Source organism: Robertmurraya kyonggiensis (assembly GCF_005116465.1).
Taxonomy (GTDB): domain Bacteria; phylum Bacillota; class Bacilli; order Bacillales; family Cytobacillaceae; genus Robertmurraya; species Robertmurraya kyonggiensis.
On sequence record NZ_SWBM01000001.1, the window covers coordinates 780329 to 807032 of the forward strand.

Sequence of the window (26704 nt, forward strand, 5' to 3'; positions counted from 1 at the left end):
AATGGTTATCTTGGATAAAAAAGGGATTAAAAAGACAAGCTAAAGAAATAGAAACGATATTAGCATCGTGTTTTGGAAACAGGAGGAGTCATTGTGATAAAGAAATATACATGTCAAAACGGAGTAAGAATCGTACTAGAAAACATCCCTACTGTTCGTTCTGTTGCAATCGGAGTTTGGATTGGGACAGGTTCGCGTAATGAAACACCAGAAAATAATGGGATCTCTCATTTCCTTGAGCATATGTTTTTTAAAGGAACGAAAACAAGAACAGCACGTGAAATAGCGGAGTCCTTTGATAGCATTGGGGGACAAGTAAATGCCTTCACTTCAAAAGAATATACTTGTTATTACGCGAAGGTTCTCGATGCCCATGCTGGTTTTGCGTTAGATGTTTTAGCTGATATGTTTTTCAATTCTACTTTTGTTGAAGAAGAATTAGCAAAAGAAAAGAAGGTTGTCTGTGAAGAGATTAAAATGTATGAAGATACTCCAGACGATATTGTTCACGATTTACTAAGCAAAGCAATCTACGAAAATCACGCTCTAGGTTATCCAATCTTAGGTACAGAAGAGACACTCGAAACATTTAGTGGAGCAAAATTAAAGGAATATATGCATCATACATACACGCCGGAGAATGTCGTTGTCTCCATTGCTGGAAACATCTCAGATACTTTTATTGCTGAAGTAGAGAAATATTTCGGTAGCTATGAAGGCGGAAAACAAGAACAAGTTGAATCGAAGCCAACATTCCATACGAATCGATTAGCTCGTAAAAAAGAAACGGAACAGGCTCATTTATGTATCGGTTACGAAGGTCTTCAGGTTGGCCATGAGGATATTTATAATTTGATTATCCTTAATAACGTTTTAGGTGGAAGTATGAGTTCTCGCTTGTTCCAAGATGTACGTGAGCAAAAAGGGCTTGCATATTCCGTATTCTCATATCATTCTTCTTACCAAGATAGTGGAATTGTTACGATTTATGGAGGCACAGGTGCAAAGCAATTGGATGAATTATTTGATACCATCCAAGAAACACTCTCAAAGCTAAAAGCTGAAGGGATTACAGCTAAGGAGTTAAACAATTGTAAGGAACAACTCAAGGGTAGTTTAATGCTCAGCCTCGAAAGCACAAATAGTCGTATGAGTCGTAACGGAAAAAATGAATTAGTCTTAAGACGTCATCGTTCTCTTGATGAGATCGTGCTAGAAATTGATGAAGTCACAAAAGACAATGTAGACAAATTAGCCAATAAAATTTTTACAGACCAATTCTCTGTTTCTTTAATTAGTCCAGATGGAGCTTTACCGAAAAATTTAGTCTAATCAACTGCCCAGTGGGTGTTTTATTTTGCGGCTGAGCTTATTCTAAAATCTCTCATCCTTCGATACATATATATAGAGTGGAATTGAAAGGGGATTTTTCTAATGCGACTAAGCGAACTAAGTGGCAAAGAAATTGTCGACGTGAAGAAGGCCGAGCGGCTAGGGGTTCTGGGCCAAACAGACTTAGAAATTGATGAAAGAAGCGGTCAAATAAGAGCATTACTTATTCCATCATTAAAATGGTTTGGATTCAAGCGCCAAGGTGGAGAAGTTCGAGTGCCATGGAGGCATATCAAAAAAATCGGAAATGACATGATCATCATCGACATTCCAGACGACGAGGATTGACTTAAAAGTCAGTCCTTTTTTTATTTAAAAAAAGAGAGTCGGGAAAAAGGACTTCCTAATTCACTATCCAAATTTGACTGATTCAGTCGGATAACTCACCGATCCCAAATTTCAAACATATGATGTTGGAGTAGTTCGTAATATGCTATTTTCTAACAATTCATAATGAGCCTCTAAAAAGGCAATCACTCTAAACATTATGAATGTTTCATTCCTATTTAGGATTCTTTAAAAAAGAAGGTGAATGTTCTATGCTGACAGGATTGCATTTAGCAGTCATCGGTGGTGATGCAAGACAGCTAGAAATTATCCGTAGACTAACAGAACTCGATGCAAAACTCTCATTAATCGGATTTGAACAACTTGATCATGCTTTCTCTGGTGCAGTTAAAGAAAAAATCGATGAGACAGATTTCGCCACAATCGATGCGATTATATTACCAGTTGCAGGAACAAGTCTCGAAGGTCAGGTCGAAACAATTTTTTCAAATGAAAAGGTATATTTAACAGAAGAAATCTTACTTGAGACACCATCCCATTGCACAATATATTCTGGAATAACGAATGCGTATCTAGACGGAATCACCCAAAAAACAGACCGCCGACTCGTTCAGCTGTTTCAAAGAGATGATGTAGCCATTTATAACTCTATTCCAACCGTGGAAGGAACCATCATGATGGCGATTCAGCACACTGATTTTACCATTCATGGTTCGAACATCTTAGTCCTCGGTCTCGGGAGAGTAGGTATGACGGTGGCTAGAATATTTGATGCTTTAGGTGCCCATGTAAAGGTGGGAGCAAGGAAAACGGAACATATCGCAAGAATAACAGAAATGTCGCTCACTCCTTTTCATTTAAAAAACCTCGAAGAACATGTAAAAGACGTTGATATTTGTATAAATACCATTCCACATTTAATCGTTACAGCATCCGTCATATCAAAAATGCCTTCCCATACTTTAATTATCGATATAGCCTCTAAACCAGGCGGTACCGATTTCCGCTATGCCGAAAAAAGGGGAATTAAGGCTTTGCTCGCACCAAGCTTGCCTGGAATCGTTGCACCTAAGACTGCTGGACAGATATTGGCGAACGTTCTTTCAAGAGTTTTAAAAGAGGACTTACAATCACGAAAGGGGTAAGCAACATGAGCTTAAACGGAAAAAGAATCGGGTTTGGGTTAACAGGCTCCCATTGTACCTATGATGCGGTTTTTCCTGAAATTGAAAAACTAGTCAATGCAGGGGCTGAAGTTCTGCCTGTTGTCACCTATACTGTTAAAAATACAGATACACGCTTTGGAAAAGGGGAAGATTGGGTACAAAGGATCGAAGATATTACAGGGAATAAAATCATTGATTCGATTGTTAAAGCTGAGCCATTAGGACCGAAAATCCCGCTAGATTGTATGGTAGTTGCGCCATTAACGGGAAATTCTATGAGTAAGTTTGCGAATGCAATGACAGACAGTCCAGTGCTAATGGCTGCCAAAGCTACCTTACGCAATCGGAAACCAGTTGTCCTTGGCATTTCAACAAACGACGCACTTGGATTAAACGGAGTAAACCTTATGAGGCTAATGGCCACAAAGAATATTTACTTTGTTCCTTATGGTCAAGATGACCCTGTCAATAAACCCAATTCTTTAGTAGCGCGTATGACTTTAGTATCGGAAACAATCGAAGCTGCGATAAATGGAGAACAATTACAGCCTGTACTAGTAGAAAGGTATAAAGATCTAACATCGTAGCAAAAATTTATTTCTTTAAAGTATGAATATGATAAAATAGATGGTATCATTGAATAAATTTCATGATGCTTGAAGATTTAATCTAACTTTTCACATTGTGAAATCGACTTTATTTAATTATTTCTAAGAAGAGGGAAAAGGTTGATTAACCCTCCCTCTCTTAGAGTTAAACTTACTATAAGATATTGAAGTGTATGGAAGGGGAAACATTTGATGGCAGAAAGAAAAGCATTTCATGTAGCAGTAGTTGGAGCAACAGGCGCAGTAGGGCAGCAAATGCTCAAAACGCTTGAAGATAGGAATTTCCCTATTTCTAAATTGACTGTTTTATCTTCAGCCCGTTCAGCTGGAAAGGCAGTCCTTTTTAACGGACAAGAGCATATTGTCCAAGAAGCAACTCCAGATAGCTTTGAAGGAGTGGACATCGCTCTTTTCAGTGCTGGAGGAAACGTATCAAAGGAATTAGCGCCTGAAGCTGTGAAAAGAGGTGCGATTTGCGTTGATAATACGAGTGCATTCCGTATGGATGAGAATACTCCACTTGTTGTACCAGAAGTAAATGAAGGGGATCTTCATCTTCATAATGGAATTATTGCAAATCCAAATTGCTCGACGATCCAAATGGTAGTAGCCCTACAACCGATTTTTGAAAAATACGGTCTAAAAAAGGTGATTGTGTCCACTTATCAAGCTGTTTCAGGCTCTGGTGCCCAAGCGGTAGAAGAACTGTACGAGCAAACAAAAGCGATCATCAATGAAGAGAGTTATGAACCGAAAATTCTTCCAGTAAAATCAGACAAAAAACATTATCAAATTGCATTTAATGCGATTCCGCAAATTGATAAGTTTGAAGCGAATGGTTATACATTCGAAGAAATGAAAATGATAAACGAAACAAAGAAAATCATGCATTTACCTGAATTAAAGGTAGCAGCAACTTGTGTACGTCTACCGGTTGCCACTGGCCACTCTGAATCTGTATATTTCGAAGTGGAACAGGATGGAGCAACAGTAGCGGATATTAAAGCATTGTTAAAGGATGCACCGGGTGTAGTCCTACAAGACGATCCAGACAATCAAATCTATCCAATGCCAGCTGATTGCGTTGGAAAAAATGATGTATTTGTCGGAAGAATTCGCCAAGACTTAGACGAAGTAAAAGGATTCCACATGTGGGTGGTATCAGATAACCTTCTAAAAGGTGCAGCATGGAACTCTGTTCAAATTGCTGAAAGCTTAATAAAGATTGGACTAGTTAAATAATTTGCTTCATGTGAATATAAACATCATGAGGTTTTCTTAATAATTGAGGTGTTACGATGAAAATAATCGTTCAAAAATTTGGAGGAACATCTGTAAAGGATGAAGGAGCTAGAGAATATGCGAGAAAGCATATTCAAAAAGCATTATCTGATGGATACAAGGTTGTTGTAGTTGTATCAGCCATGGGACGAAGTGGCGATCCATATGCAACGGATACTCTCTTATCCTTGATAGGTGGCTCTAAAACAAAAGTAACAAAGCGAGAACAGGATTTATTGCTCTCTGTTGGTGAAGCTATTTCTAGCGTTGTTTTTACAAATATGCTATTAGAAAACGGAGTAAATGCCACTTCACTTACTGGAGCACAGGCAGGATTTAGAACAAGTGCAGACCATACCAATGCAAAAATCATGAAAATGGAATGCGACCGTATCATTGAAGAATTAAAAGAATATGATGTTGTTGTAGTAGCTGGTTTCCAAGGTGCTACCAAAAATGGCGATACAACGACCATTGGTAGAGGTGGAAGTGACACATCAGCAGCTGCATTAGGTGCAGCGCTTCAAGCAGAATGGGTCGACATTTTTACTGATGTAGAGGGCATTATGACGGCGGATCCACGAATTGCAGAAAATGCCAGACCATTAACGGTTGTAACATATAACGAAGTTTGTAACTTGGCCTATCAAGGAGCAAAGGTGATTCATCCACGGGCTGTTGAAATTGCGATGCAATCAAAAATTCCGATTAGAATTCGTTCAACATACACGGACAATCCAGGAACTTTGGTTACATCGATAAGTAGAAACAATCATGGTAGTGATATTAGAGAACGTACAGTAACAGGGATTGCCCATCTTGCTCCGGTTACGCAAATTAAGGTTTTGGCTAAAAAAGGACAATACAATCTACAAACAGAAGTTTTCAAGTCGATGGCAAATGAAAAAATCAGTGTAGATTTTATCAATATTTCTCCTAATGGCGTTGTGTATACCGTCACAGACGAGATGAGCGATAAAGCAGAAAAGATACTAACTGACTTAGGCTACGAACCTGAATTGGAAAGAAATTGTGCGAAAGTTTCCGTTGTAGGAGCCGGTATCGCAGGTGTCCCTGGAATTACAGCGAAAATTGTATCAGCATTATCGGAAAAAGGAATTCGTATTCTACAATCTGCAGATAGTCACACGACCATTTGGGTATTGGTGAAGGAAGACGATCTTGTAATGGCTGTAAATGCCTTACATGACGCTTTTCAACTTGAGAATGACACCTTCGAATATGAACGGATGGATAATTACTAAAGAGAGAGGGTAGTCTTTTTGGTTCCGAAAAGGCTACCTATAAAAAGGGTTAAATGTACTCAAGGGAGTGTAAATATGGCTTTATTTGGTAGAGTTTCGACGGCAATGGTAACCCCTTTTGATAATAAAGGGCATATCGATTTTGCAAAAACGACTCAATTAATCAAATATTTAATTGAAAATGGTACCGAATCATTAGTAGTTGCGGGTACAACAGGTGAATCACCAACTTTAACAAAGGAAGAAAAGATTGCTCTTTTCCAACATGTTGTTAAGGTTGTAGATAAGCGTATTCCTGTTATAGCAGGTACAGGCAGCAATAATACCTATGCATCTATCGAGCTAACTAAGAAGGCGGAGCAGCTTGGAGTAGATGGGATTATGGTGGTTGGGCCATATTATAATAAGCCAAATCAAGAGGGACTTTATCAGCATTTTAAAGCAATTGCGGAAAGTACGACATTGCCTGTAATGGTGTATAACATCCCTAGCCGCTCTGTTGTAAATATTTCACCAGAAACGATCATTCGTTTATCAAAGATCTCAAACATTGTAGCCGTAAAGGAAGCCAGTGGAGATTTGAGCGCGATGACGAACATTATTTCGAATACAGATGAAGATTTTTACTTATATAGCGGAGACGATAGTCTTGCTTTACCAGTTCTATCGATTGGAGGAGCAGGGGTGATTTCCGTTGCATCCCATATTATTGGGAACGAAATGCAAGAAATGGTTCAAGCATTTTTAAATGGTGACACGAAGCGTGCAGCTAAACTGCATCAAGAGTTATTGCCAACAATGGTAGGACTTTTTAAAGCTCCGAACCCAGTTCCGGTTAAAACAGCTCTACAATTAATAGGGTTAAATGTAGGATCTGTAAGATTACCTCTTGTTCCTCTCACAGAAACAGAGAGAAACGATTTAATTGCTTTAATCAATGTAGAAAAATAATGATAAAAAACGGCTTGAGTTTTTCAAGCCGTTTTTGTATTTAAATGGACCTTCTTTAGAACTGTTTAAGTTCCTTCAGCTTAATTTTGTTGGAAAGGATTTCTATTTTCAAGTATAATGAGGTTAACTGATCCAGGTCGTAAAACAACAGGTAGGAGGAAATATGAATTGAACATACGAACGAATGAAAACATCAAGGTAGTGGCTCTGGGGGGAGTCGGAGAAATCGGGAAAAATATGTACATAGTAGAAGTGGACAATGATATTTTTGTCCTTGATGCTGGTCTTATGTTACCTGAGAATGAAATGCTCGGTATTGATATTGTTATTCCTGATATCACTTATTTAACGCAAAACAAGGAACGGGTCAAAGGAATATTTTTAACGCACGGTCATGAGGATCATATTGGAGCACTGTCATATGTTTTACGTCAAATTCAAGTGCCGATTTATGGGACGAAACTAACACTTGCATTAGCAAAGGCGATTATAAAAGAACAAGAGTATAGAGGGAAAGCTGAGTTTATCGAAATCAATTCTGATACCATATTAGAGTTTGATGACGCGCGAGTAACCTTTTTTAAAACGAATCATAGTATCCCTGATTCTGTTGGGATTGCTATCCGTACTTCAAAAGGTGCAGTCGTGTATACAGGGGATTTTAAATTTGACCAAACTGCAAATGAACTTTACAAGCCTGAAATCGGTAAGATGGCTCAATTAGGAGAAGAAGGTGTCTTATGTCTGTTGTCTGATAGTACTGACGCTGAAAAACCGGGTTATACGCCATCAGAAGCAGTTGTTATAAGAGAAATGAAAGACGCTTTTTACAATGCAAGAGGAAGAATTATTGCAGCATCCTTTGCTTCGGATATAAATCGCATTCAGCATATTTTTGATGCTGCATATGAAAGCCGTAAAAAGATTGCAGTGGTAGGAAAAAGCCTCCAAAAGGTTTTTGATATTGCGATTGAACTTGATTATTTGTATGTTCATCACGAACTCATTATCCCGATTAATGAAATAAGAGACTATGCTGATGATGAAATTGTCATTTTAGCGACAGGCATGCAAGGAGAGCCAATTGAGGCCTTACAAAAGATGGCGAAGGGCCAACATAAGCAAGTTAATATTCAAAAAGGGGACACGGTATTAATTGCTGCTTCTCCTCTTCGCGGGAGAGAAGTGTTCGTTTTTAAAACGATTGATATGTTAAGTCGAGCTGGAGCAAATGTCATCTCAGGTAGACGCTTAGTGAATACATCGAGCCACGGAAGTCAAGAAGAGCTGAAATTCATGCTCAACTTAATGAATCCTAAATTCTTTATTCCTGTTCATGGAGAATATAGAATGCTTCGTGCTCACAGCAAGATCGCTAAGGAAATTGGCTTTACGGATGATCGGATTGCTGTCATTGACAAGGGAGAAGTAGTCGAACTCATGGGCGACCAAATTAAGGTTTCAAGCAAGGTAGCTGCAGGTAATGTGCTTGTCGATGGAAATGGCGTTGGAGATGTAGGAAATATCGTTCTGCGAGACAGAAAGCTATTATCACAGGATGGCATTTTGATTGTCGTTGTTACTTTGAATAAAGCAGCGAAGAAGGTTTCTGCTGGTCCTGAAATCATTTCACGTGGTTTTGTTTACGTCCGAGAGTCAGAGGAACTCATGGAAGATTCGGTGAAACTAGTCCGAGGAATCGTAGAAAAGAATCTACAGAAGGAATTTTTTGATTGGACTAGTATTAAGCAAGATATGAGAGATGGCTTGAATCAGTATTTATATGAAAAAACAAAACGTAGACCGATGATATTACCAATTATTATGGAGGTCTAATTCTAAAACGACACTAGTTGTCGTTTTATTTTGTAGTAAAAAGTTAATAACTATAAAACACTTGAACTTATAGGCTGATTCTAAAACGATACATGTGTATCGTTTTTAATTTGAATGGAAATACCTGTATGAAATGTAATCGAGGGTTGAATAATAGAGATAGCATGCGAAGAAGGGAGAAGATTTTAATGGATCATGAATATAGATGGAAAAATGCCGAAGGTGATGGTGGACAAGAGCCGGAGGCGCCAAAAGAAGATAAGCCATCACCTCTGATGGAAAAAATCCAACAACTAGGTCAAACCAACGTCCCGCAACTCTCACAGGATTCAAAAATCCATTGTTTGACAATCGTTGGACAAATTGAAGGCCATATGCAGCTACCGCCACAAAACAAAACAACAAAATACGAACATATTATTCCTCAAATTGTGGCCATTGAACAAAATCCAAAAATCGAAGGTCTCCTCATTATTTTGAATACTGTTGGTGGAGATGTGGAGGCAGGCCTGGCGATTTCTGAGATGTTGGCTTCCTTATCAAAGCCATCCGTTTCACTTGTTCTAGGTGGTGGTCATTCTATTGGAGTGCCAATAGCTGTTTCCTGTGACTACTCTTTTATTGCTGAGACGGCAACGATGACAATTCATCCAATACGATTAACAGGACTAGTGATAGGAGTCCCGCAGACCTTTGAGTATTTAGATAAAATGCAGGAAAGAGTTGTAAGTTTTGTGACGAAGCATTCCAATATTTCTGAAGAGAAGTTTAAGGAATTGATGTTTGATAAAGGGAATTTAACGCGTGATATTGGAACGAATGTGATTGGAAATGATGCGGTTAAATACGGTCTAATAGACGAAGTTGGCGGAATTGGCCAAGCGATGAAAAAACTGAATGAACTAATCGATTTGAATAAAGAGGAAAATGAGGGGATGGTGCAATGATTTTATATACGACGATGCCTTTAGAACTCGTATATCCAATTGAAGAAAGTGAGTTCGCAAAGCGCAAAACGGTTAACTATGATGGTATATCGTTAATTGTTGAGCAAGATGAGAATCAGGCTTATCGTGTAATTCAAGTATTGAGTACAAACCCAGAACACTTCTTAGATGTAAGATTTCAACCAGGTGCAAAGATTTCTCTTTCTTAAGAAAGAACAAATAGAACTGCAGTACGAGCTTATGATATAATAAATTTAAACCACATGAGAGCAGCCACTTAGGCTGCTTTCGTTTTTACATACTTCAAGAGAGTCAATTTCACGATGTACCAAGATAATGAAAAAATGAACAATTTTCTAACTACATATCTATTCAAATGTTCTTTTTTCACTTGATATATGATTGACATGTCTACGATATTAACTAAATTAAGGTGATTGAATGGTAAAGAAAAAAAGAAGAAAAGCAAAGAAAAATAATCAGTTTAAACGGACTGTTCGATTTGAACTAATCGGGCTCATATTAGTTGCTCTAGCAGCCATATCCATTGCGAACTTAGGTGCTGTTGGTGGTGCGTTCGTCCTCTTTTTCCGTTTCTTCACTGGTGAATGGTACATGTTGTTTTTACTTGCCCTCGTTTTGATAGGGGGATATTTCATTTGGAGAAGAGAAATTCCAAACTATTTCCACCAAAGACTTATAGGTATTTACTTAATAGTTGCTGCACTCTTACTTTTAAGTCATGTAACTTTATTTGAGAATCTACTAAATAATGAAAAGTTTGACGACCCAAGTGTTATTAAAAAGTCATGGGAACTCTTTTGGATGGAAGTTAATGGGGAGACGAGTACGACTGATTTAGGTGGCGGATTGATTGGTGCAATTATGTACGCCATGTTCTACTTCTTATTTGAGGGAGCAGGTACAAAAATAATATCTATTGTGCTCATCATTATTGGACTAATTCTTTTAACCGGAAAAACCTTTGGAGAGGCCGTTGGAAAGCCATTTGTATTTGTTGGAGGCTTTATAAAGAACCAATGGAAAGCCTTCTTAGGTGATGTTCAGCATTCCAAGCAAAAAAGAAGAGAAAGACAAGAAGCTATTCGTGCCGAGCGACAAGAGCGAGAACAAAATAAAGAAATTAAAGAAGAACCGGCGGCTATCATTCCTGTTGATGTAAATAGAGATAGATCTGTTTCTAAGCCGGAACCGATTATTTCAAGCTTTGCTGAAAAAGCCTATGATCGCATTGAAAAAGAGGTACCCACTGATGTTCAGAATAAGGGTAAAAAAGAAGAGGAGCATCATGAAGTAGAAGAGGAAAGTGCACCTCCAATTACATTTACAGAAGTAGAAAACGTCGACTACAAGCTTCCTCCGATTAAACTACTTAAGCTTCCGCGTCATACCGACCAAAGTGGTGAATATGAATTAATTCATGCGAATGCAGCGAAGCTCGAAAGAACCTTTCAAAGTTTTGGTGTAAAGGCTCGGGTAACACAGGTACATTTGGGACCGGCTGTTACAAAATACGAAGTTCATCCTGATGTTGGGGTTAAGGTAAGTAAAATTGTCAGCCTAAGTGATGATTTAGCATTAGCATTAGCGGCAAAAGATATACGGATTGAAGCACCGATCCCAGGGAAATCTGCAATCGGGATTGAGGTACCAAATTCAGAGGTCGCGATGGTATCTCTAAGAGAAGTACTTGAATCGAAACAAAATGACAAGCCTGATTCCAAATTACTGATTGGTTTAGGTAGAGATATAACTGGTGAAGCAGTTTTAGCAGAATTGAATAAGATGCCCCATTTGCTGGTAGCCGGTGCTACTGGTAGTGGAAAGAGTGTGTGTATTAACGGGATCATTACGAGTATTTTAATGCGTGCAAAGCCGCATGAAGTGAAGTTAATGATGATTGACCCGAAAATGGTAGAATTGAATGTTTATAATGGTATTCCGCATCTACTTGCACCAGTTGTAACAAATGCTAAAAAAGCTTCACAAGCACTGCAAAAGGTCGTTAGTGAAATGGAGCGGCGTTATGAGCTCTTTTCCCATACCGGAACAAGAAACATAGAAGGGTACAATGAATTTATCAATCGCCATAATGCAGACTCAGAAGCAAAACAACCATTATTACCATATATTGTAGTGATTGTGGACGAGCTTGCTGATTTGATGATGGTTGCTTCGAATGATGTTGAGGATGCCATTACACGTTTAGCACAAATGGCTCGTGCAGCCGGAATCCACTTGATTATTGCGACACAACGACCTTCGGTTGATGTTATTACTGGTGTCATAAAAGCAAATATACCTTCACGAATTGCATTTGCTGTATCTTCTCAGACGGATTCTAGAACAATTCTGGATATGGGTGGAGCGGAAAAGCTACTTGGTCGAGGAGATATGTTATTCCTTCCAGTAGGTGCATCTAAGCCTATCCGTGTTCAAGGGGCCTTTTTATCTGATGAAGAGGTAGAAGAGACAGTAAACTTTGTTATAGGTCAACAAAAGGCCCAGTATCAGGAAGAAATGATTCCAGATGAAATCCCTGAGACCACAACAGAGGTTGAAGACGAGCTTTACAATGAGGCAGTAGACTTAATCGTTGAAATGCAAACTGCATCTGTTTCCATGCTTCAAAGGAGGTTTAGAATTGGTTATACAAGAGCTGCAAGACTTATAGATGAAATGGAACTTCGAGGTGTTGTCGGGCCATATGAAGGCAGTAAACCAAGAGCTGTATTAATCGATAAGCCATCAGAAGAAGCAAGTTCATAAATAAAAAAATTTAAACCAGACCGTAGAGAGACTCAAAGGATTTAGAGTAGCTCTACGGTTTTTATAATATAGACTGAGAAAAAATTACTTAGTTAAGGGAGTTTAACATAAAGAAGTGTTAAAACTATTTACATAAAGACAAGATTATATTTATCGTCTCTCTTTTCTGATAGTTCTAGCAATATCTGGAACAGGGATGTTTCAATTAGGTTATACTATTGGAATCCCTTACTATATTTTTTTAGTAATAATGGGAAATGTTAGGTCATTGGAAGCGTTCTAATCGTAAGCTGTAAATAAATCTGACGTATTTTTTGTAGAACTTTGTCTTTCTCTATTTATTTATACCTAGAAAAATGGTATAGTATTTTCGATTAGTAGGATTGATTATACATCAGAGGTCTGATGTCTTGGAGAAAACTGGTTGGAGGAAGCAAAAATGTCCATCAAGGCAGATAATAGACACTTATACTTACAAGTGATTGATCGGATTAAGCAAGATATCGAAGAGGGTATCTACAAAGAGAGAGAACAGCTTCCCTCGGAATTTGACCTTGCGAAACTTTTAGGAGTAAGCAGGGCCACGCTTAGAGAAGCACTTCGTATTCTTGAAGAAGAAAATATAATCATCCGACGTCACGGAGTAGGGACTTTTGTGAACGCAAAACCTTTATTTTCTTCCGGAATTGAACAACTTAATAGTGTAACGAATATGATTGTTCAAGCTGGAATGAAGCCAGGGACCATTTTCTTTAGCTCAGACACTGAAGCTGCTACCGAGGAGGATGTTCGTCGTTTCTCATGTTCCATTGATGATGAAATCGTCGTGATTGAAAGGGTACGAACTGCAAATGGGGAACCAGTTGTCTATTGTGTTGATAAAGTTCCAAAGGCCTATCTTCCAGATACCTTTTCCCACGAAGAGGAATCCATGTTCAATATTTTGGCCGATACAGCACAAAGAAAAATTACATACGCAGTTGCAGAAATTGAACCTGTTGGATATCACGAAAGAATTTCACCCATACTAGAATGTGAACCAGAAACAGCTTTGCTTGTATTAAAGCAAATGCACTTTGATGAAATGGACGAGCCCATTCTATACTCGGTCAATTACTTCAGGGCTGATAAATTCAGTTTTCACGTACTTAGAAAAAGAGTGTGAATTGAATAGTCCGATTTTTTCTACTAAATCAAATTTATAGGGGGTACAAACCTTGAAAAAGCGTAAATTTGGATTAGCTTTATCACTCGTACTTGCAGCAGGAACAATTTTAGGTGCTTGTGGAAACAAAGAAGAAGAGCAAGGCGGCGGAGATGGAGCTTCTAAAGAAGAAGCAAACATTAAAGTAGGACTTGTTACAGACACTGGTGGCGTAGATGATAAATCATTTAACCAATCTGCTTGGGAAGGTTTAAAGAAGTTTGGTGAAGAATTTGGTCTTACTGAAGGGGAAGGGTATCGTTACCTACAATCTGAAAAAGAAGCAGATTATATTCCGAACCTAGGTCAATTTGCTGATGGTGGCTTTGATGTTACTTTTGCAGCAGGTTTCTTACTTGAAGATGCTGTGCAAACAGCTGCTGAACAAAATACTGGTACAAACTTCGCATTAATTGATAGCTTATTAGCAAATGCAGACGGAGAAACAGTTTGGTTAGACAACGTTTCTAACGTAACATTTGATGAGCACACTGGTTCTTTCTTAGTTGGAGTAATTGCTGCAAAGACTACAAAAACTAAAAAAGTTGGCTTTGTTGGCGGAGTAGATTCTCCACTAATCAAGAAGTTTGAAAATGGATTCAAAGCTGGTGTTAAATCAGTTGACCCTACTATCGAAATCGTATCACAATATGCTGGTGACTTTAACAAACCAGAAAACGGAACTAGCATTGCTTCAACAATGTACACTGGTGGCGCTGATATAATCTATCATGCTGCAGGTGGAACAGGTAATGGTGTATTCACTGAAGCGAAAAACCGTAAAGCTAATGGCGAAGAGGTTTGGGTAATTGGTGTTGACCGTGACCAACATGAAGAAGGTATGCCGGAAAACGTTACTTTAACTTCAATGGTTAAGCGTGTAGACAATGCTGTTTATGAAATTTCAAAAATGGCAAAAGATGGAAACTTCCCTGGTGGTAAAGAAACTGTTTTCGGTCTTAAAGAAGAGGGTGTAGGTATTGCACCAACTACTGAAAACGTTAGCCAAGAAGCTCTTGACTTAGTAGAAGATTACAAGCAAAAGATTCTAAGTGGCGAAATCGAAGTTCCTAAAACAGATGAAGAATTTGAGGCTTTCGAAGCTTCTCTATAATAAGTGAAAGATAAGGCTAGTTGTGAAACATGCGCTAGCCTTATCTTTTGGATTAATGGATATTTATTGGCTCATTTATTCTTCAGAAAGGCTACTTTGACAACTTTGGTAGGCTGAAGGATAACTGAACCAATAAACAACTTAAACGAATGTACAAGTCATATATCAAATGTAAAAAACGATTTTTTACTTGATTTACTGTAAAGGTAAAATTCGTTTTAAACTTGAAGCAAAAGGAAAATTTGACTCATTCATGGTGGTTTATAGGGTCTAAAGAATAATATTTTTCCATTGCGAAAATGGGGAGTGATTTTTAAGTGGAATACGTAATCGAAATGAACAACATTCGCAAGGAATTTCCGGGAATCGTTGCAAACGATAACATAACTTTGCAAGTTAAAAAAGGGGAAATTCATGCGTTGCTTGGGGAAAATGGTGCAGGAAAATCAACTTTGATGAATGTTCTTTTTGGGTTATACCAACCAGAAAAAGGGGAAATCAAAGTAAAAGGACAACCGGTTAAAATTACGGATCCAAATGTGGCAAACCGATTAGGAATTGGGATGGTGCATCAGCATTTTATGTTGGTCCATAATTTCACCGTAACTGAAAACATTATCTTAGGTAGCGAACCTACAAAAGGCGGAAAAATTAATATAAAAGATGCCGCTAAAAAAGTGGAAGAGCTTTCAAAGAGATACGGTTTATCTGTTGATCCTTATGCAAAAATTGAAGATATTTCTGTTGGGATGCAACAACGTGTTGAAATTTTAAAAACGCTATACCGTGGTGCAGAGATTTTAATCTTTGATGAGCCAACAGCCGTTCTTACTCCTCAGGAGATTAAGGAGCTTATTCAAATCATGGGTAAGCTAGTGGCAGAAGGAAAATCGATTATCTTAATTACCCATAAGCTTAAAGAGATTATGGAAGTATGTGATCGCTGTACAGTTATTCGTAAAGGTAAAGGAATTGGGACTGTTGAGGTTTCAGAAACAGATCCTGATCAACTTGCTGCATTAATGGTTGGCCGCGAGGTTCACTTTAAAGTCGATAAACAAGAAGCGCAGCCTACAGACGTAGTGTTGGAAGTGAAAGATTTAGTAGTGATTGATTCGAGAAATATTCCTGTAGTAGAGGAACTTAATTTAGAAGTGAAAGCTGGAGAAATTCTAGGTATCGCTGGTGTTGATGGAAACGGTCAAACCGAATTGATCGAAGGAATTACTGGACTTAGAAAGATTAAGTCTGGAAGTGTTAAGATTAATGGCAAAGAGACGGCTCATCTATCAACACGTAAAATTACGGAAACTGGTGTGGGGCATATCCCTGAAGACCGCCATAAGCATGGCTTAGTTCTTGATTATACAATTGGAGAAAATATGGTGTTACAGACCTACTATCAAAAGCCATATTCAAATTCCGGAGTCTTAAATTACAATAAGATTTATGAGAAGGCAAAGAGCCTTATAGAAGAGTATGATGTCAGAACACCTTCTGAGTTTACTCCGGCGAGAGCTCTATCAGGTGGTAATCAGCAAAAAGGAATTATTGCTAGAGAAGTGGACCGTAGTCCTAGTCTCTTAATTGCTTCCCAGCCGACTCGTGGTTTGGATGTAGGGGCGATTGAATTTATCCATTCTAAGCTAATAGAAGAACGAGATAAAGGAAGAGCGGTACTACTTGTATCATTTGAGCTTGATGAAGTTATGAACCTGAGTGACAGAATTGCTGTTATTTATGAAGGCAAAATTGTCGCAATTGTTGACCCTAAGGAAACAACAGAACAAGAATTAGGGTTACTCATGGCTGGTGGTAAGAAAGAAAGTGTAGGTGTTTCATAATGCAAAAGCTGTTGAAAAATCAAAGATTATTTAATATTGTTGTTCCACTCTTCTCTATTATCCTTGGGATACTAGTTGGAGCTATCATTATGTTGGTTTCTGGGTATGACCCAGTGACTGGATATGGTGCACTTTTCAATGGAATGTTTGGGAATCCTAAATCAATCGGTGAAATGATTCGTGCTGCTTCACCTCTTATTTTAGCTGGGTTAGCGGTAGGATTTGCTTTTAAAACAGGTCTTTTTAACATTGGGGTCGAAGGTCAATTATTAGTCGGTTGGTTAGCGGCTGTTTATGTTGGATATGCTCTTGATTTACCTGCAATCATACATGTACCTGTGTCAATTTTAGCGGCGGCAATTGCTGGAGGAATTTGGGGTATGATCCCTGGCCTACTGAAAGCGAGATTTAAAGTTCACGAGGTTATTGTAACCATTATGATGAACTATATCGCTCTTTATTCAACAGCAGATATCATTAAACGCTATCTGTATGCGGGAAATGAAAAATCATTCCCAATTAAAGAGTCGGCTTCTTTAGCTTCTACATTCCTTGCAGACATGACAAACGGTTCTCGACTGCATTGGGGGATTGTCGTTGCAGTTATTGTGGCTGTATTTATGTGGTTTATTTTAGAAAAGACTACTACAGGTTATGAGTTAAAAGCAGTTGGTTATAATCAACATGCATCTATGTACGCTGGGATGAATGTTCAGAAGAATATCGCGCTTTCTATGACAATTTCTGGTGCGTTTGCAGGAATTGCAGGTTCTATGGAAGCTTTAGGAACGTTTCAAAATATGACAGTAATGTCTGCGTTTACAGGAACAGGATTTGATGGTATTGCTGTTGCATTGCTTGGTGCTAACAATCCGTTTGGAATCATTTTAGCTGCCTTGCTATTTGGTGGGCTAACAACTGCAGCTCCACAAATGAACTTTAATGCAAATGTTCCACAAGAATTAGTTGACGTAATCATCGCATTAATTATTTTCTTTGTAGCAGCTAGTTATTTAATTCGTTACATTCTTACACGATTCAGCAAGGAGGGGAAATAAGATGAGTTTTCTTGACATTTTATCGATTATTATTCCAGCTGCACTCTATACAGCTGCCCCCCTTATTTTTACAGCTTTAGGAGCGGTCTTTAGTGAGAAGTCTGGTGTTATTGGACTTGGAGTAGAAGGTTTAATGGTTTTTGGAGCATTTTCTGGTGTTTTGACAACGTTATTACTTGAAGGAAATATGGGTGAAATTACACCATGGCTAGCTATTTTGATTGCAGCTATCGCTTCAGGAATATTCTCTCTTATCTATGGTGTGGCTGTTATTTCGCTAAGAGCTGACCAAACAGTTACGGGAGTAGCGATCAATATGTTAGCGGTTGGTTTAACTTTATTTTTAATCAAAAAGATTTTCAATAAAGGACAAACAGATTTTGTTGATTTCCGTATTGACAAGGTAGATTTCCCGATTCTTTCAGATATCCCGGTTATTGGCGATATTTTCTTTTCGGGAATTCCTTATACTTCTTATATCGCAATTGCAATGGCATTCGTAGTTTGGTATATCATTTATAAAACCCCATTTGGGTTGCGTCTAAGATCAGTTGGTGAACATCCAGCTGCAGCTGATACAATGGGTATCAATGTAAACCGCACACGATATATTGCAGTTATTTTATCAGGTGTCTTCGCTGGAGTTGGTGGTGCAGTATACGCACTTTCAATTTCAGGAAACTTTACAGGACATACAATTGCAGGACAAGGATTCTTAGCAATTGCAGCTATGATCTTTGGAAAATGGCATCCAGTTGGAGCAATGGCAGCGGCACTATTCTTTGGTTTTGCACAATCATTAGGAATTACAGGTGCGCAAATTCCATTCCTTCAGGATATCCCGTCTGTATTCTTAATTATGGCTCCTTACATTTTAACAATCTTAGCTCTTACTGGCTTTGTTGGACGTGCAGAAGCTCCGAAGGCTTCAGGTGTTCCGTATATTAAAGGTACTAGGTAAAGAGTACATCAAGAACCCGGCAATTTAATTGTCGGGTTTTTATTTTTAGATGGCGGAACTTGAAATGGAAAATACATGAAGGGTATAGTAGAAATATCCATTTGTGATGTTCTATGAAAGAACTGTTAATGGGTATGATATTAAAGACCAGAGATAGATATACATATAATAAGATACTAAGGAGGATGACTAAATGGCAGTGATATCGGAAACTGTTAAGGATATGAATGGCTATAAGCTTCATATCGTTAAAACCGAGAAATTCAAAACGAACACTTTAGTTTGGAAAATGAAGGCCCCTTTGAATAATGAGGATGTCACATTACGGGCCCTGCTTCCCTATGTTTTGCAAAGTAATTCCAAAGCCTATCCAACCTCTACAGAACTAAGAACGTACTTAGATGAATTATATGGAGCGAGCTTTTATGTGGATTTATCAAAAAAGGGTGAATATCATGTCATTAGTTTTGCTCTTGAGATTGCCAATGAAAAGTTCCTGTCCGACCATACCCCTTTATTAAAAAAAGCATTCGATTTTCTCTCAGGAGTTTTAACTAACCCAAATGTTACGGGTAATGCATTTGACAAAGAAACAATCGAAAAAGAAAAGCGTACCTTAAAACAAAGAATACAGTCTGTTTATGACGATAAAATGAAGTACTCAAACTCTCGACTAGTGGAGGAAATGTGTAAAGGAGAAAGATACGCGCTTCATGTCCATGGTGAAATGGATGCTGTTGATGCCATCACTCCTGAAAGCTTATTTTCTTACTATGAGAAGGCTTTTTCAGAGGACGAACTCGATTTGTATATTGTTGGAGATGTAACAGAAGATGAGATTACATCGATAGCTAATGAAAGATTACAATTCTCGCCTCGTCAACCAATATCCGTTGAATTGGAGCAAGACACCAATCAACGAGAAGTTAAGAAAATCAATGAAGTGCAGGATGTCAAACAAGGTAAGTTGAATATTGGTTTTAGAACAAATGTAGTCTACGGCGATGAGGATTACTATGCTCTTCAAGTGCTAAACGGAATCTATGGTGGATTTTCTCATTCGAAGCTATTTATCAATGTTCGTGAAAAAGCAAGTCTTGCTTATTATGCAGCAAGTCGCCTTGAAAGTCATAAAGGATTAATGATGGTTATGTCCGGGATTGATCACAAGAACTATGATCAGGCGGTTTCGATTATCGAAGAGCAAATGACGGCGATGAAAAACGGAGACTTCACCGAGCAGGAGCTCACTCAAACGAAAGCAGTGATAAAAAATCAATTGCTAGAAACGATTGATACTGCTAGAGGTATTGTCGAGGTTCTATACCACAATGTCGTTTCACATCAAGATATTACGTTGGATTATTGGATCGAGCAAATGGATAAAGCAACGAAAGAAGAGATTGTAAAAGTTGCGGAGAAAATTCAATTAGATACCATTTACTTTTTAACAGGACAGGAGGTGGCGGAGTAATGGAGAAAATTACTTTCGAACAATTGCAGGAAGAGCTTTATTATGAAAAGTTATCGAATGGACTAGACGTTTACATTTTACCGAAAAAAGGATTTAACAAAACGTATGCTACTTTTACAACAAAATATGGTTCCGTTGATAACCATTTCGTTCCTCTGGGCAAGGATGACTTTGTGAAAGTTCCAGATGGTATTGCCCATTTCTTAGAGCATAAGCTGTTTGAAAAAGAAGATGGCGATGTGTTTCAACAATTTAGCAGACAAGGGGCATCAGCAAACGCCTTTACTTCCTTTACAAGAACAGCCTACTTATTTTCAAGTACATCAGATGTGGAATTAAATCTTGAGACGTTAATGGATTTTGTTCAGGAACCGTATTTTACGGAAAAAACAGTAGAAAAAGAAAAAGGCATTATCGGTCAAGAAATTACAATGTATGATGACAATCCTGATTGGCGTCTGTACTTCGGTTTAATTGAGAACCTTTATAAAAATCATCCGGTTAAGATTGATATTGCTGGCACGATTGAATCGATTTCTCATATTACAAAGGATATGCTTTATGAGTGTTACCATACTTTTTATCATCCGAGTAATATGCTTCTATTCGTTGTTGGGCCAGTAGATGTTGAACAGATCATGAAGCAAATAAAGGATAATCAAGCGAAAAAGCCTTTCGAGGACCAGCCTGAGGTTAAGCGCCAGTTTGACGCTGAAATTCCAGAAACAAACGAAGCAAAAAAAGTGCTTGAAATGAATGTGCAAACGTCTAAATGCTTGCTTGGTATTAAGGCCCTACATGTAGAACAAAGTGGGGAAGAGATGCTAAAAAATGAATTAGCAACAAATATTCTCCTGGATATGTTATTTGGTAAAAGTACAAGTAATTATGATAAATTGTACAATGAAGGGTTAATTGACGATACTTTTTCCTATGATTATACGCAGGAAAAAGGATTTGGCTTTGCGATGATCGGTGGAGATACAAGCGACCCTGAAAAACTTGTGGAAACTTTAAAGGGAATGCTCTTTGAAGGAAAAGAACAGGGTCTAACAGAGGAAAGCTTAGAGCGAACCAAAAAGAAGAAAATCGGTGGATTTCTCCGTGCTGTCAATTCACCTGAATTCATCGCAAACCAATTTACTCGCTATGCGTTTAATGAGATGGACCTTTTTGATGTCGTTCCAATGCTTGAGAAAATCACTATTGATGATGTCAAGAAGGTGGCACAGGAATTTATTTCAGAAGAACGTTTTTCCGTTTGTCAGGTTGTACCGAAGAAAAAAGAAGCTTCATAATTTGAAGTGTCAGATTGAATTGTAGGTAAATGCTTTTAAAGCGTCCTAAGTGACGCTTTTTCTAATGGGAGCTGGAGAGTATGAAAAAATATGCATTAATAACTGGGGCAAGTGGGGGAATTGGGAGAGCCATTTCATTAAAGCTAGCAGAGGAAGGCTACTCGCTCTATTTACACTATCATCAAAATAAAGAAGCGATGAGCCAATTATTGGAGGAGCTCTCTCGATACGAAGGAGAGTTCATTCCGATTCAAGCCGATTTATCAATTTCAGATGGGTATAAGCAAATAGTAAAAAATATATTTTCCATCGATTCGATTATTCATAATAGTGGCATGGGACACTACGGACTACTCGTAGATTTACCTCAGGAAGAAGCAGAGAAGTTAATCACGACGCATGTAACAAGTCCTTTGTTAATGACGAAGGAGCTACTTCCCAAGTTATTATCGAAAAAGAGTGGAAATGTCCTTGTCATTTCCTCGATTTGGGGACAGACCGGAGCCGCGTGTGAAGTCGCCTACTCTACGGTTAAAGGGGCCCAACTCTCATTTGTGAAGGCTTTGAGCAAAGAGGTTGCCTTAAATGGGATTAGAGTTAATGCTGTAGCCCCTGGAGCAATCCAAACACCGATGATGACATCCTTTACGGAGGAAGACGTAAAAAATATGCAAGAGGAAATTCCAATGGGGAAATTGGGAGCACCAGAAAGTGTAGCAGACGTTGTTTCCTTTTTGCTTTCGGAAAAAGCTGCATATATTACAGGGCAAACCATTCCGGTTAATGGTGGATGGTATATATAAAAACTTGATGAATAATTTCAGATTCCGATATGCAAAATAACCTTGTAATACAATTAAGGAGGTTATTTCATGTCTGTACTTGATAACTGGAACCAGTGGAAAGACTTTTTAGGAGATCGCTTAAATCAAGCTGAGAGCCAAGGAATAAATCAACAGGTCATTAATGATGTTGCTTATCAAGTAGGGGATTACTTGGCAAAGCAAGTCGATCCGAAAAACGAGCAGGAAAGAACTTTAGCTGATCTATGGTCTGTTGCTAGTCCAGAAGAGCAGCATGCAATCGCGAATGTAATGGTGAAATTAGTACAAAACAACGGAGCGCAAAAATAGGATAGCAGAATTTGAAAGAGAGGCCGTGCCTCTCTTTTTTACACGTTGTTTTCAATGTATTTGGGATTGTAGACTTATCTTTTGATTTTTCCTTCCCTATTCATAGAAAATCCTTTATTATAGAAGCTAGATGAATTTGCTTTTTTTTGGCGATTTTGTCGAAAAAGAGAAAAAATTGGAGAATACTTTATACTGGATTTATTGGATAAGTCCTTGTCCCTTTAACATTCTCCTATTTCACTTCTAAGGAGGTTTTCCATGGAAAAGAAAGAATGGTACTTAGAATATGAAATACAAAAGAACCGTCCAGGACTCCTTGGTGACATTTCTTCTTTATTAGGGATGTTATCTATTAATATTGTGACGATTAATGGAGTAGATGAAGGTCGGAGAGGTTTATTAATTTTAGCGAAAAACTATGATCAAATCGTACGACTTGAGTCTATTTTAAATACAATGGATACAATAAAAGTGATCAAACTTCGCGAGCCGAAGTTAAGGGATCGATTAGCAGTTCGTCACGGCCGATACATACAAAGAGATGCAGACGACAAAAAGACTTTCAGATTTGTGCGCGATGAACTTGGCTTATTAGTAGATTTTATGGCAGAATTGTATAAAAAGGAAGGCCATAAGCTAATCGGAATAAGAGGAATGCCTCGCGTAGGAAAAACCGAATCTGTGGTTGCAGCTAGTGTTTGTGCCAATAAAAGATGGCTTTTTGTGTCCTCAACTTTATTAAAACAAACGATTCGCAATAAATTAATAGAAGATGAGTACAACGAGGATAATCTGTTCATAATTGATGGTATTGTCTCTACCAGAAGAGCGAATGAGCGCCATTGGCAGCTAGTAAGGGAAATTATGCGCTTACCAGCAGTAAAGGTGGTCGAGCATCCGGATATTTTTGTGCAAAATACAGAATATACGTTAGAGGACTTCGACTATATTATTGAGCTTCGAGACAATCCTGAACAGGAAATTACATATGAAATTGTTGAGAAAAACGGTATGTTTTCAGATTCTGATTTTGGCGGATTTGATTTTTAATTAATCACTTTGCTCAAGCTTTGTTGCATTTAAATCAAAATATAACGAATCAGATATTTAGCAGGCAATTATTATTGCTTATTACATATACGAAAATAGCGTTTAGAAAAGTTACGCAGTTGGAAGGTGTTTCAAATTGACTGAAATAGGAAATCGATTAAAAGAAGCTCGCCTTGAGAAAGGGATGAGCTTAGACGAATTACAGACGGCAACGAAAATCCAAAAAAGATATCTGCAGGGGATTGAAGACGGCAACTATAATATGATGCCAGGGCCTTTTTATGTCCGCGCATTCATTAAGCATTATGCAGAAGCTGTTGGGTTAGATCCAGATGCATTATTTGAAGAGTATAAGTCTGAGATACCGAATACTTTTAATGATGACCTTCCGGAAAAGATATCTCGTGTCCAAACACGTAAGAATATTTCGGGAAGTAGTTCGAAGTTTTTTGATATTCTCCCAAAGGTATTAGTTGTTGCTTTTGTGATTGGTGCATTAGCAGTAATTTGGTATTTTTATTCAAAAAATGCGGATGAACAGTCCAATTCTCCAGTAGACAAAAATAATGAAGAAACCTCATATGAACAAAAAGAAAATTTAGTTAAAGAAGATGTAGTGGAAGAAAAGCCTGCTGATGATGAAACAGTTGATGAGGAAACTACAGAAGGCGAGACTGGTACTGAAGGTACGACTGAAGAAGAACCGGAAATTCCAGCTCAGGATATTGCTGTAGTAGAATCTAAAGGAAAAAATACTGTATATGAACTCAAGAATGCAGAGAAATTTGAAGTTAAGCTTGTTTCAACAGGTGAAACTTGGGTTAATATGAAGAACAGTAATGGCAAGTCCTTGTTCCAAGGAATGCTGAAAAAAGGAAGCGCTGAAGAAAGCCATTTAGTAGATTATACGAATGAAACGGAAGCGGTGCTTAAAATTGGGAATGCCGTCAATACGGAAATCTATGTAAATGACGTAAAATTGGAGTATGCAGCCGCACCTACTGACCATGTTACTCAAGATATTACAATTCGTTTCACCAAAGTAGCACAATAGTCATCGATTCGGTGACTATTTTTCTGCTTTTTATTTACAGCAATAGACAATGGAGGGTCAATAATGAATTTACCAAATAAAATAACGATATCAAGAATCCTACTCATACCTCTCTTTCTGATTGTGATGATTGTTCCTTTTTCATGGGGAGAGATGAGATTTTTAGGAGTTAATTTACCTGTCACTCATTTTGTTGGAGCACTCATTTTTATTTTTGCTTCCACAACGGACTGGGTAGATGGCTATTATGCCCGCAAATACAATATGGTTACGAATCTAGGGAAGTTTTTGGACCCACTAGCGGATAAGTTGCTAGTGTCGGCTGCGTTAATTGTTCTTGTTCAATTAGGAATGGCGGCTTCTTGGATTGTTATTCTAATCATTAGTCGTGAGTTTGCTGTGACTGGACTTCGTGCAATCCTAGCTGGAGAAGGGGAAATTGTTGCCGCTAATATGCTAGGGAAGATTAAAACATGGGCACAAATTGTTGCGATCTCTGCTTTACTTTTACACAATACAATCTTTGAGATGATTTCACTCCCGTTTGCAGATATTGCCCTTTGGGTTGCAATGATTTTCACGATTTGGTCCGGTTGGGATTACTTCAATAAAAATAAGCATGTCTTTATCAACTCAAAATAATATAGTAAGGTAGTTCCTTAAATTTTCTCAGATGAGGGGTCTTTTGATGAATGCGGAAATTATTGCAGTTGGTTCAGAGCTTTTACTTGGACAAATTGCCAATACGAATGCTCAATTTCTATCAAAACAGCTCGCTAATATTGGAGTGAACGTATTTTATCATACGGTTGTTGGGGACAATTCGAGTCGACTAAAGAAGGCATTAGAGGTTGCAGAAGGTCGTGCGGACTTCATTATTTTTACCGGTGGGCTAGGTCCTACAAAAGATGACTTAACGAAAGAAACGATCGCTTCTCATTTAGGCAGAGGCCTTATTCATGATGAAGATGCTTTAAAGTCAATTGAACAGTTTTTCATCACAACAAAAAGAGTGATGACAGAAAATAATCGCAAACAAGCCCTAGTACTTGAAGGCTCACGGGTGCTTCCAAACGATCATGGCATGGCTCCAGGAATGATTTTACAAGAAAAAGAACGGTCCTATATGTTGCTGCCTGGACCACCCAAAGAAATGCAGCCGATGTATACAGTGTATGGAGAGACGGCGATCCTAAATTTTCTTCAACCACAAGATAAAATTGTTTCTCGTGTCCTTCGTTTCTTCGGTATCGGTGAATCACTATTAGAAACTGAAATTGAAGACCTAATCGATGAACAGCAAAATCCGACGATTGCCCCACTTGCTGCTGATGGCGAGGTTACACTTCGATTGACAGCAAAGGAAAAAACGGAAGAGCTTGCCAATCAATTGATAAAGGCAACGGAAAAGAAAATTCTTGACCGTGTCGGACAATATTTTTATGGCTATGATTCTACCTCTCTCATGCAGGAACTTTTTAATGATCTACAAAAACGAGATTTAACTCTGGCTTGTGCTGAGAGCCTAACCGGTGGATTGTTTCAGCAGGAAATCACTTCGATTTCTGGAGCAGGAGACGTGTTTAAAGGTGGCGTTGTCTGCTATGCTACTGAAATAAAAAACAGAGTGCTACATGTGAAGCAGGAAACTTTAGAAACTAAGGGTGCTGTCAGTAGCGCCACAGCTATCGAACTCGCAGAAAATGTCAGAGATCTACTGCAGGCTGATATTGGGATTAGTTTTACAGGCGTTGCTGGACCAACCGAACAGGAAGGAAAACCAGTGGGTATGGTATTCGTCGGTTTATCTATTGCTGGTCGAGAGACTCAAGCTGTTCAGCTTCAACTTGCAGGAACAAGAGCGGGAATCAGAGTACGAACAGTGAAGCACGGGTGTGCTCTATTACTAAATAGTTTAAAGGATTCACAGAATGCGATTTAATGTATTCTGTGATTTTTCTTTTCTGATAATGACTTGAAAAGTTCTTTC

The 26704-nt window shown here is 38.3% G+C and carries 24 protein-coding genes; all 24 read left to right on the top strand.

Annotated features, from left to right (window positions below; all coding sequences use genetic code 11):
• Positions 1-93: 93 nt before the first annotated feature.
• Entirely contained in the window at positions 94-1332 is a 1239-nt protein-coding gene (locus FA727_RS03890; protein WP_136829402.1) for a M16 family metallopeptidase, read from the top strand.
• Between the two features lie 102 nt (positions 1333-1434).
• Positions 1435-1680: a YlmC/YmxH family sporulation protein gene (locus tag FA727_RS03895; protein ID WP_126406066.1), complete on the top strand. Its 246-nt coding sequence runs from the start codon at positions 1435-1437 to the stop codon at positions 1678-1680.
• A 251-nt stretch (positions 1681-1931) separates the two neighbouring features.
• Positions 1932-2825 carry a dipicolinic acid synthetase subunit A gene (gene dpaA, locus FA727_RS03900; RefSeq protein WP_136829403.1) on the top strand — a complete coding sequence of 298 codons (894 nt, stop codon included), beginning with the start codon at positions 1932-1934 and terminating at the stop codon, positions 2823-2825.
• Between the two features lie 5 nt (positions 2826-2830).
• Positions 2831-3433: a dipicolinate synthase subunit B gene (locus tag FA727_RS03905; protein WP_136829404.1), complete on the top strand. Its 603-nt coding sequence runs from the start codon at positions 2831-2833 to the stop codon at positions 3431-3433.
• Between the two features lie 213 nt (positions 3434-3646).
• Positions 3647-4696, top strand: a complete 1050-nt coding sequence (gene asd, locus FA727_RS03910) for an aspartate-semialdehyde dehydrogenase (RefSeq protein WP_136829405.1) — start codon at positions 3647-3649, stop codon at positions 4694-4696.
• A 56-nt stretch (positions 4697-4752) separates the two neighbouring features.
• Positions 4753-6000, top strand: a complete 1248-nt coding sequence (gene dapG, locus FA727_RS03915; protein WP_136829406.1) for an aspartate kinase — start codon at positions 4753-4755, stop codon at positions 5998-6000.
• Between the two features lie 75 nt (positions 6001-6075).
• A complete protein-coding gene (gene dapA, locus FA727_RS03920; protein ID WP_136829407.1) occupies positions 6076-6951 on the top strand; it encodes a 4-hydroxy-tetrahydrodipicolinate synthase in 876 nt (291 codons plus the stop codon).
• Positions 6952-7068: 117 nt separating this feature from the next.
• Positions 7069-8787 (top strand): ribonuclease J, encoded by a 1719-nt coding sequence (locus FA727_RS03925; RefSeq protein WP_213084011.1) that lies wholly within the window; start codon positions 7069-7071, stop codon positions 8785-8787.
• Positions 8788-8975: 188 nt separating this feature from the next.
• The gene (locus tag FA727_RS03930; protein WP_136829409.1) at positions 8976-9734 is read left to right on the top strand and encodes a ClpP family protease; all 759 of its coding nucleotides are present in this window, start codon (positions 8976-8978) and stop codon (positions 9732-9734) included.
• Entirely contained in the window at positions 9731-9943 is a 213-nt protein-coding gene (locus tag FA727_RS03935) for a YlzJ-like family protein (RefSeq protein WP_136829410.1), read from the top strand. Before FA727_RS03930 ends, FA727_RS03935 begins: the two co-directional genes overlap by 4 nt.
• Before the next feature lie 232 nt (positions 9944-10175).
• Entirely contained in the window at positions 10176-12524 is a 2349-nt protein-coding gene (locus tag FA727_RS03940; protein ID WP_136829411.1) for a DNA translocase FtsK, read from the top strand.
• 439 nt (positions 12525-12963) lie between these two features.
• Positions 12964-13689 carry a GntR family transcriptional regulator gene (locus tag FA727_RS03945; RefSeq protein ID WP_136829412.1) on the top strand — a complete coding sequence of 242 codons (726 nt, stop codon included), beginning with the start codon at positions 12964-12966 and terminating at the stop codon, positions 13687-13689.
• Between the two features lie 52 nt (positions 13690-13741).
• Positions 13742-14842 carry a BMP family lipoprotein gene (locus tag FA727_RS03950; protein ID WP_136829413.1) on the top strand — a complete coding sequence of 367 codons (1101 nt, stop codon included), beginning with the start codon at positions 13742-13744 and terminating at the stop codon, positions 14840-14842.
• Positions 14843-15159: 317 nt separating this feature from the next.
• A complete protein-coding gene (locus tag FA727_RS03955) occupies positions 15160-16686 on the top strand; it encodes an ABC transporter ATP-binding protein (protein WP_136829414.1) in 1527 nt (508 codons plus the stop codon).
• Entirely contained in the window at positions 16686-17744 is a 1059-nt protein-coding gene (locus FA727_RS03960) for an ABC transporter permease (protein ID WP_136829415.1), read from the top strand. The genes FA727_RS03955 and FA727_RS03960 overlap by 1 nt, the downstream gene beginning before the upstream one ends.
• Position 17745: 1 nt before the next feature.
• Positions 17746-18705 carry an ABC transporter permease gene (locus tag FA727_RS03965; protein WP_136829416.1) on the top strand — a complete coding sequence of 320 codons (960 nt, stop codon included), beginning with the start codon at positions 17746-17748 and terminating at the stop codon, positions 18703-18705.
• Between the two features lie 193 nt (positions 18706-18898).
• Positions 18899-20179 carry an EF-P 5-aminopentanol modification-associated protein YfmF gene (yfmF, locus tag FA727_RS03970; RefSeq protein ID WP_136829417.1) on the top strand — a complete coding sequence of 427 codons (1281 nt, stop codon included), beginning with the start codon at positions 18899-18901 and terminating at the stop codon, positions 20177-20179.
• The gene (gene yfmH / locus FA727_RS03975; RefSeq protein ID WP_136829418.1) at positions 20179-21477 is read left to right on the top strand and encodes an EF-P 5-aminopentanol modification-associated protein YfmH; all 1299 of its coding nucleotides are present in this window, start codon (positions 20179-20181) and stop codon (positions 21475-21477) included. The genes yfmF and yfmH overlap by 1 nt, the downstream gene beginning before the upstream one ends.
• Before the next feature lie 80 nt (positions 21478-21557).
• The gene (ymfI, locus tag FA727_RS03980; RefSeq protein WP_136829419.1) at positions 21558-22280 is read left to right on the top strand and encodes an elongation factor P 5-aminopentanone reductase; all 723 of its coding nucleotides are present in this window, start codon (positions 21558-21560) and stop codon (positions 22278-22280) included.
• Between the two features lie 69 nt (positions 22281-22349).
• Positions 22350-22610, top strand: coding sequence for a DUF3243 domain-containing protein (locus FA727_RS03985; protein WP_136829420.1), 261 nt, complete (start codon positions 22350-22352; stop codon positions 22608-22610).
• Positions 22611-22868: 258 nt separating this feature from the next.
• Positions 22869-23660, top strand: coding sequence for a DUF3388 domain-containing protein (locus FA727_RS03990; protein ID WP_136829421.1), 792 nt, complete (start codon positions 22869-22871; stop codon positions 23658-23660).
• 136 nt (positions 23661-23796) lie between these two features.
• The gene (locus FA727_RS03995) at positions 23797-24714 is read left to right on the top strand and encodes a helix-turn-helix domain-containing protein (RefSeq protein WP_136829422.1); all 918 of its coding nucleotides are present in this window, start codon (positions 23797-23799) and stop codon (positions 24712-24714) included.
• Positions 24715-24777: 63 nt separating this feature from the next.
• A complete protein-coding gene (gene pgsA, locus FA727_RS04000) occupies positions 24778-25356 on the top strand; it encodes a CDP-diacylglycerol--glycerol-3-phosphate 3-phosphatidyltransferase (RefSeq protein ID WP_136829423.1) in 579 nt (192 codons plus the stop codon).
• A 46-nt stretch (positions 25357-25402) separates the two neighbouring features.
• A complete protein-coding gene (locus FA727_RS04005; RefSeq protein WP_136829424.1) occupies positions 25403-26656 on the top strand; it encodes a competence/damage-inducible protein A in 1254 nt (417 codons plus the stop codon).
• The last annotated feature ends 48 nt before the right edge of the window (positions 26657-26704 follow it).

Bases quoted from the DNA above. Each gene is read 5' to 3' on its own strand.
- FA727_RS03895 (WP_126406066.1), top strand. From the start codon at position 1,435: ATGCGACTAAGCGAACTAAGTGGCAAAGAAATTGTCGACGTGAAGAAG.
- dpaA (WP_136829403.1), top strand. From the start codon at position 1,932: ATGCTGACAGGATTGCATTTAGCAGTCATCGGTGGTGATGCAAGACAG.
- FA727_RS03905 (WP_136829404.1), top strand. From the start codon at position 2,831: ATGAGCTTAAACGGAAAAAGAATCGGGTTTGGGTTAACAGGCTCCCAT.
- asd (WP_136829405.1), top strand. From the start codon at position 3,647: ATGGCAGAAAGAAAAGCATTTCATGTAGCAGTAGTTGGAGCAACAGGC.
- dapG (WP_136829406.1), top strand. From the start codon at position 4,753: ATGAAAATAATCGTTCAAAAATTTGGAGGAACATCTGTAAAGGATGAA.
- dapA (WP_136829407.1), top strand. From the start codon at position 6,076: ATGGCTTTATTTGGTAGAGTTTCGACGGCAATGGTAACCCCTTTTGAT.
- FA727_RS03925 (WP_213084011.1), top strand. From the start codon at position 7,069: ATGAGGTTAACTGATCCAGGTCGTAAAACAACAGGTAGGAGGAAATAT.
- FA727_RS03930 (WP_136829409.1), top strand. From the start codon at position 8,976: ATGGATCATGAATATAGATGGAAAAATGCCGAAGGTGATGGTGGACAA.
- FA727_RS03935 (WP_136829410.1), top strand. From the start codon at position 9,731: ATGATTTTATATACGACGATGCCTTTAGAACTCGTATATCCAATTGAA.
- FA727_RS03940 (WP_136829411.1), top strand. From the start codon at position 10,176: ATGGTAAAGAAAAAAAGAAGAAAAGCAAAGAAAAATAATCAGTTTAAA.
- FA727_RS03945 (WP_136829412.1), top strand. From the start codon at position 12,964: ATGTCCATCAAGGCAGATAATAGACACTTATACTTACAAGTGATTGAT.
- FA727_RS03960 (WP_136829415.1), top strand. From the start codon at position 16,686: ATGCAAAAGCTGTTGAAAAATCAAAGATTATTTAATATTGTTGTTCCA.
- FA727_RS03965 (WP_136829416.1), top strand. From the start codon at position 17,746: ATGAGTTTTCTTGACATTTTATCGATTATTATTCCAGCTGCACTCTAT.
- yfmF (WP_136829417.1), top strand. From the start codon at position 18,899: ATGGCAGTGATATCGGAAACTGTTAAGGATATGAATGGCTATAAGCTT.
- yfmH (WP_136829418.1), top strand. From the start codon at position 20,179: ATGGAGAAAATTACTTTCGAACAATTGCAGGAAGAGCTTTATTATGAA.
- ymfI (WP_136829419.1), top strand. From the start codon at position 21,558: ATGAAAAAATATGCATTAATAACTGGGGCAAGTGGGGGAATTGGGAGA.
- FA727_RS03985 (WP_136829420.1), top strand. From the start codon at position 22,350: ATGTCTGTACTTGATAACTGGAACCAGTGGAAAGACTTTTTAGGAGAT.
- FA727_RS03990 (WP_136829421.1), top strand. From the start codon at position 22,869: ATGGAAAAGAAAGAATGGTACTTAGAATATGAAATACAAAAGAACCGT.
- pgsA (WP_136829423.1), top strand. From the start codon at position 24,778: ATGAATTTACCAAATAAAATAACGATATCAAGAATCCTACTCATACCT.
- FA727_RS04005 (WP_136829424.1), top strand. From the start codon at position 25,403: ATGAATGCGGAAATTATTGCAGTTGGTTCAGAGCTTTTACTTGGACAA.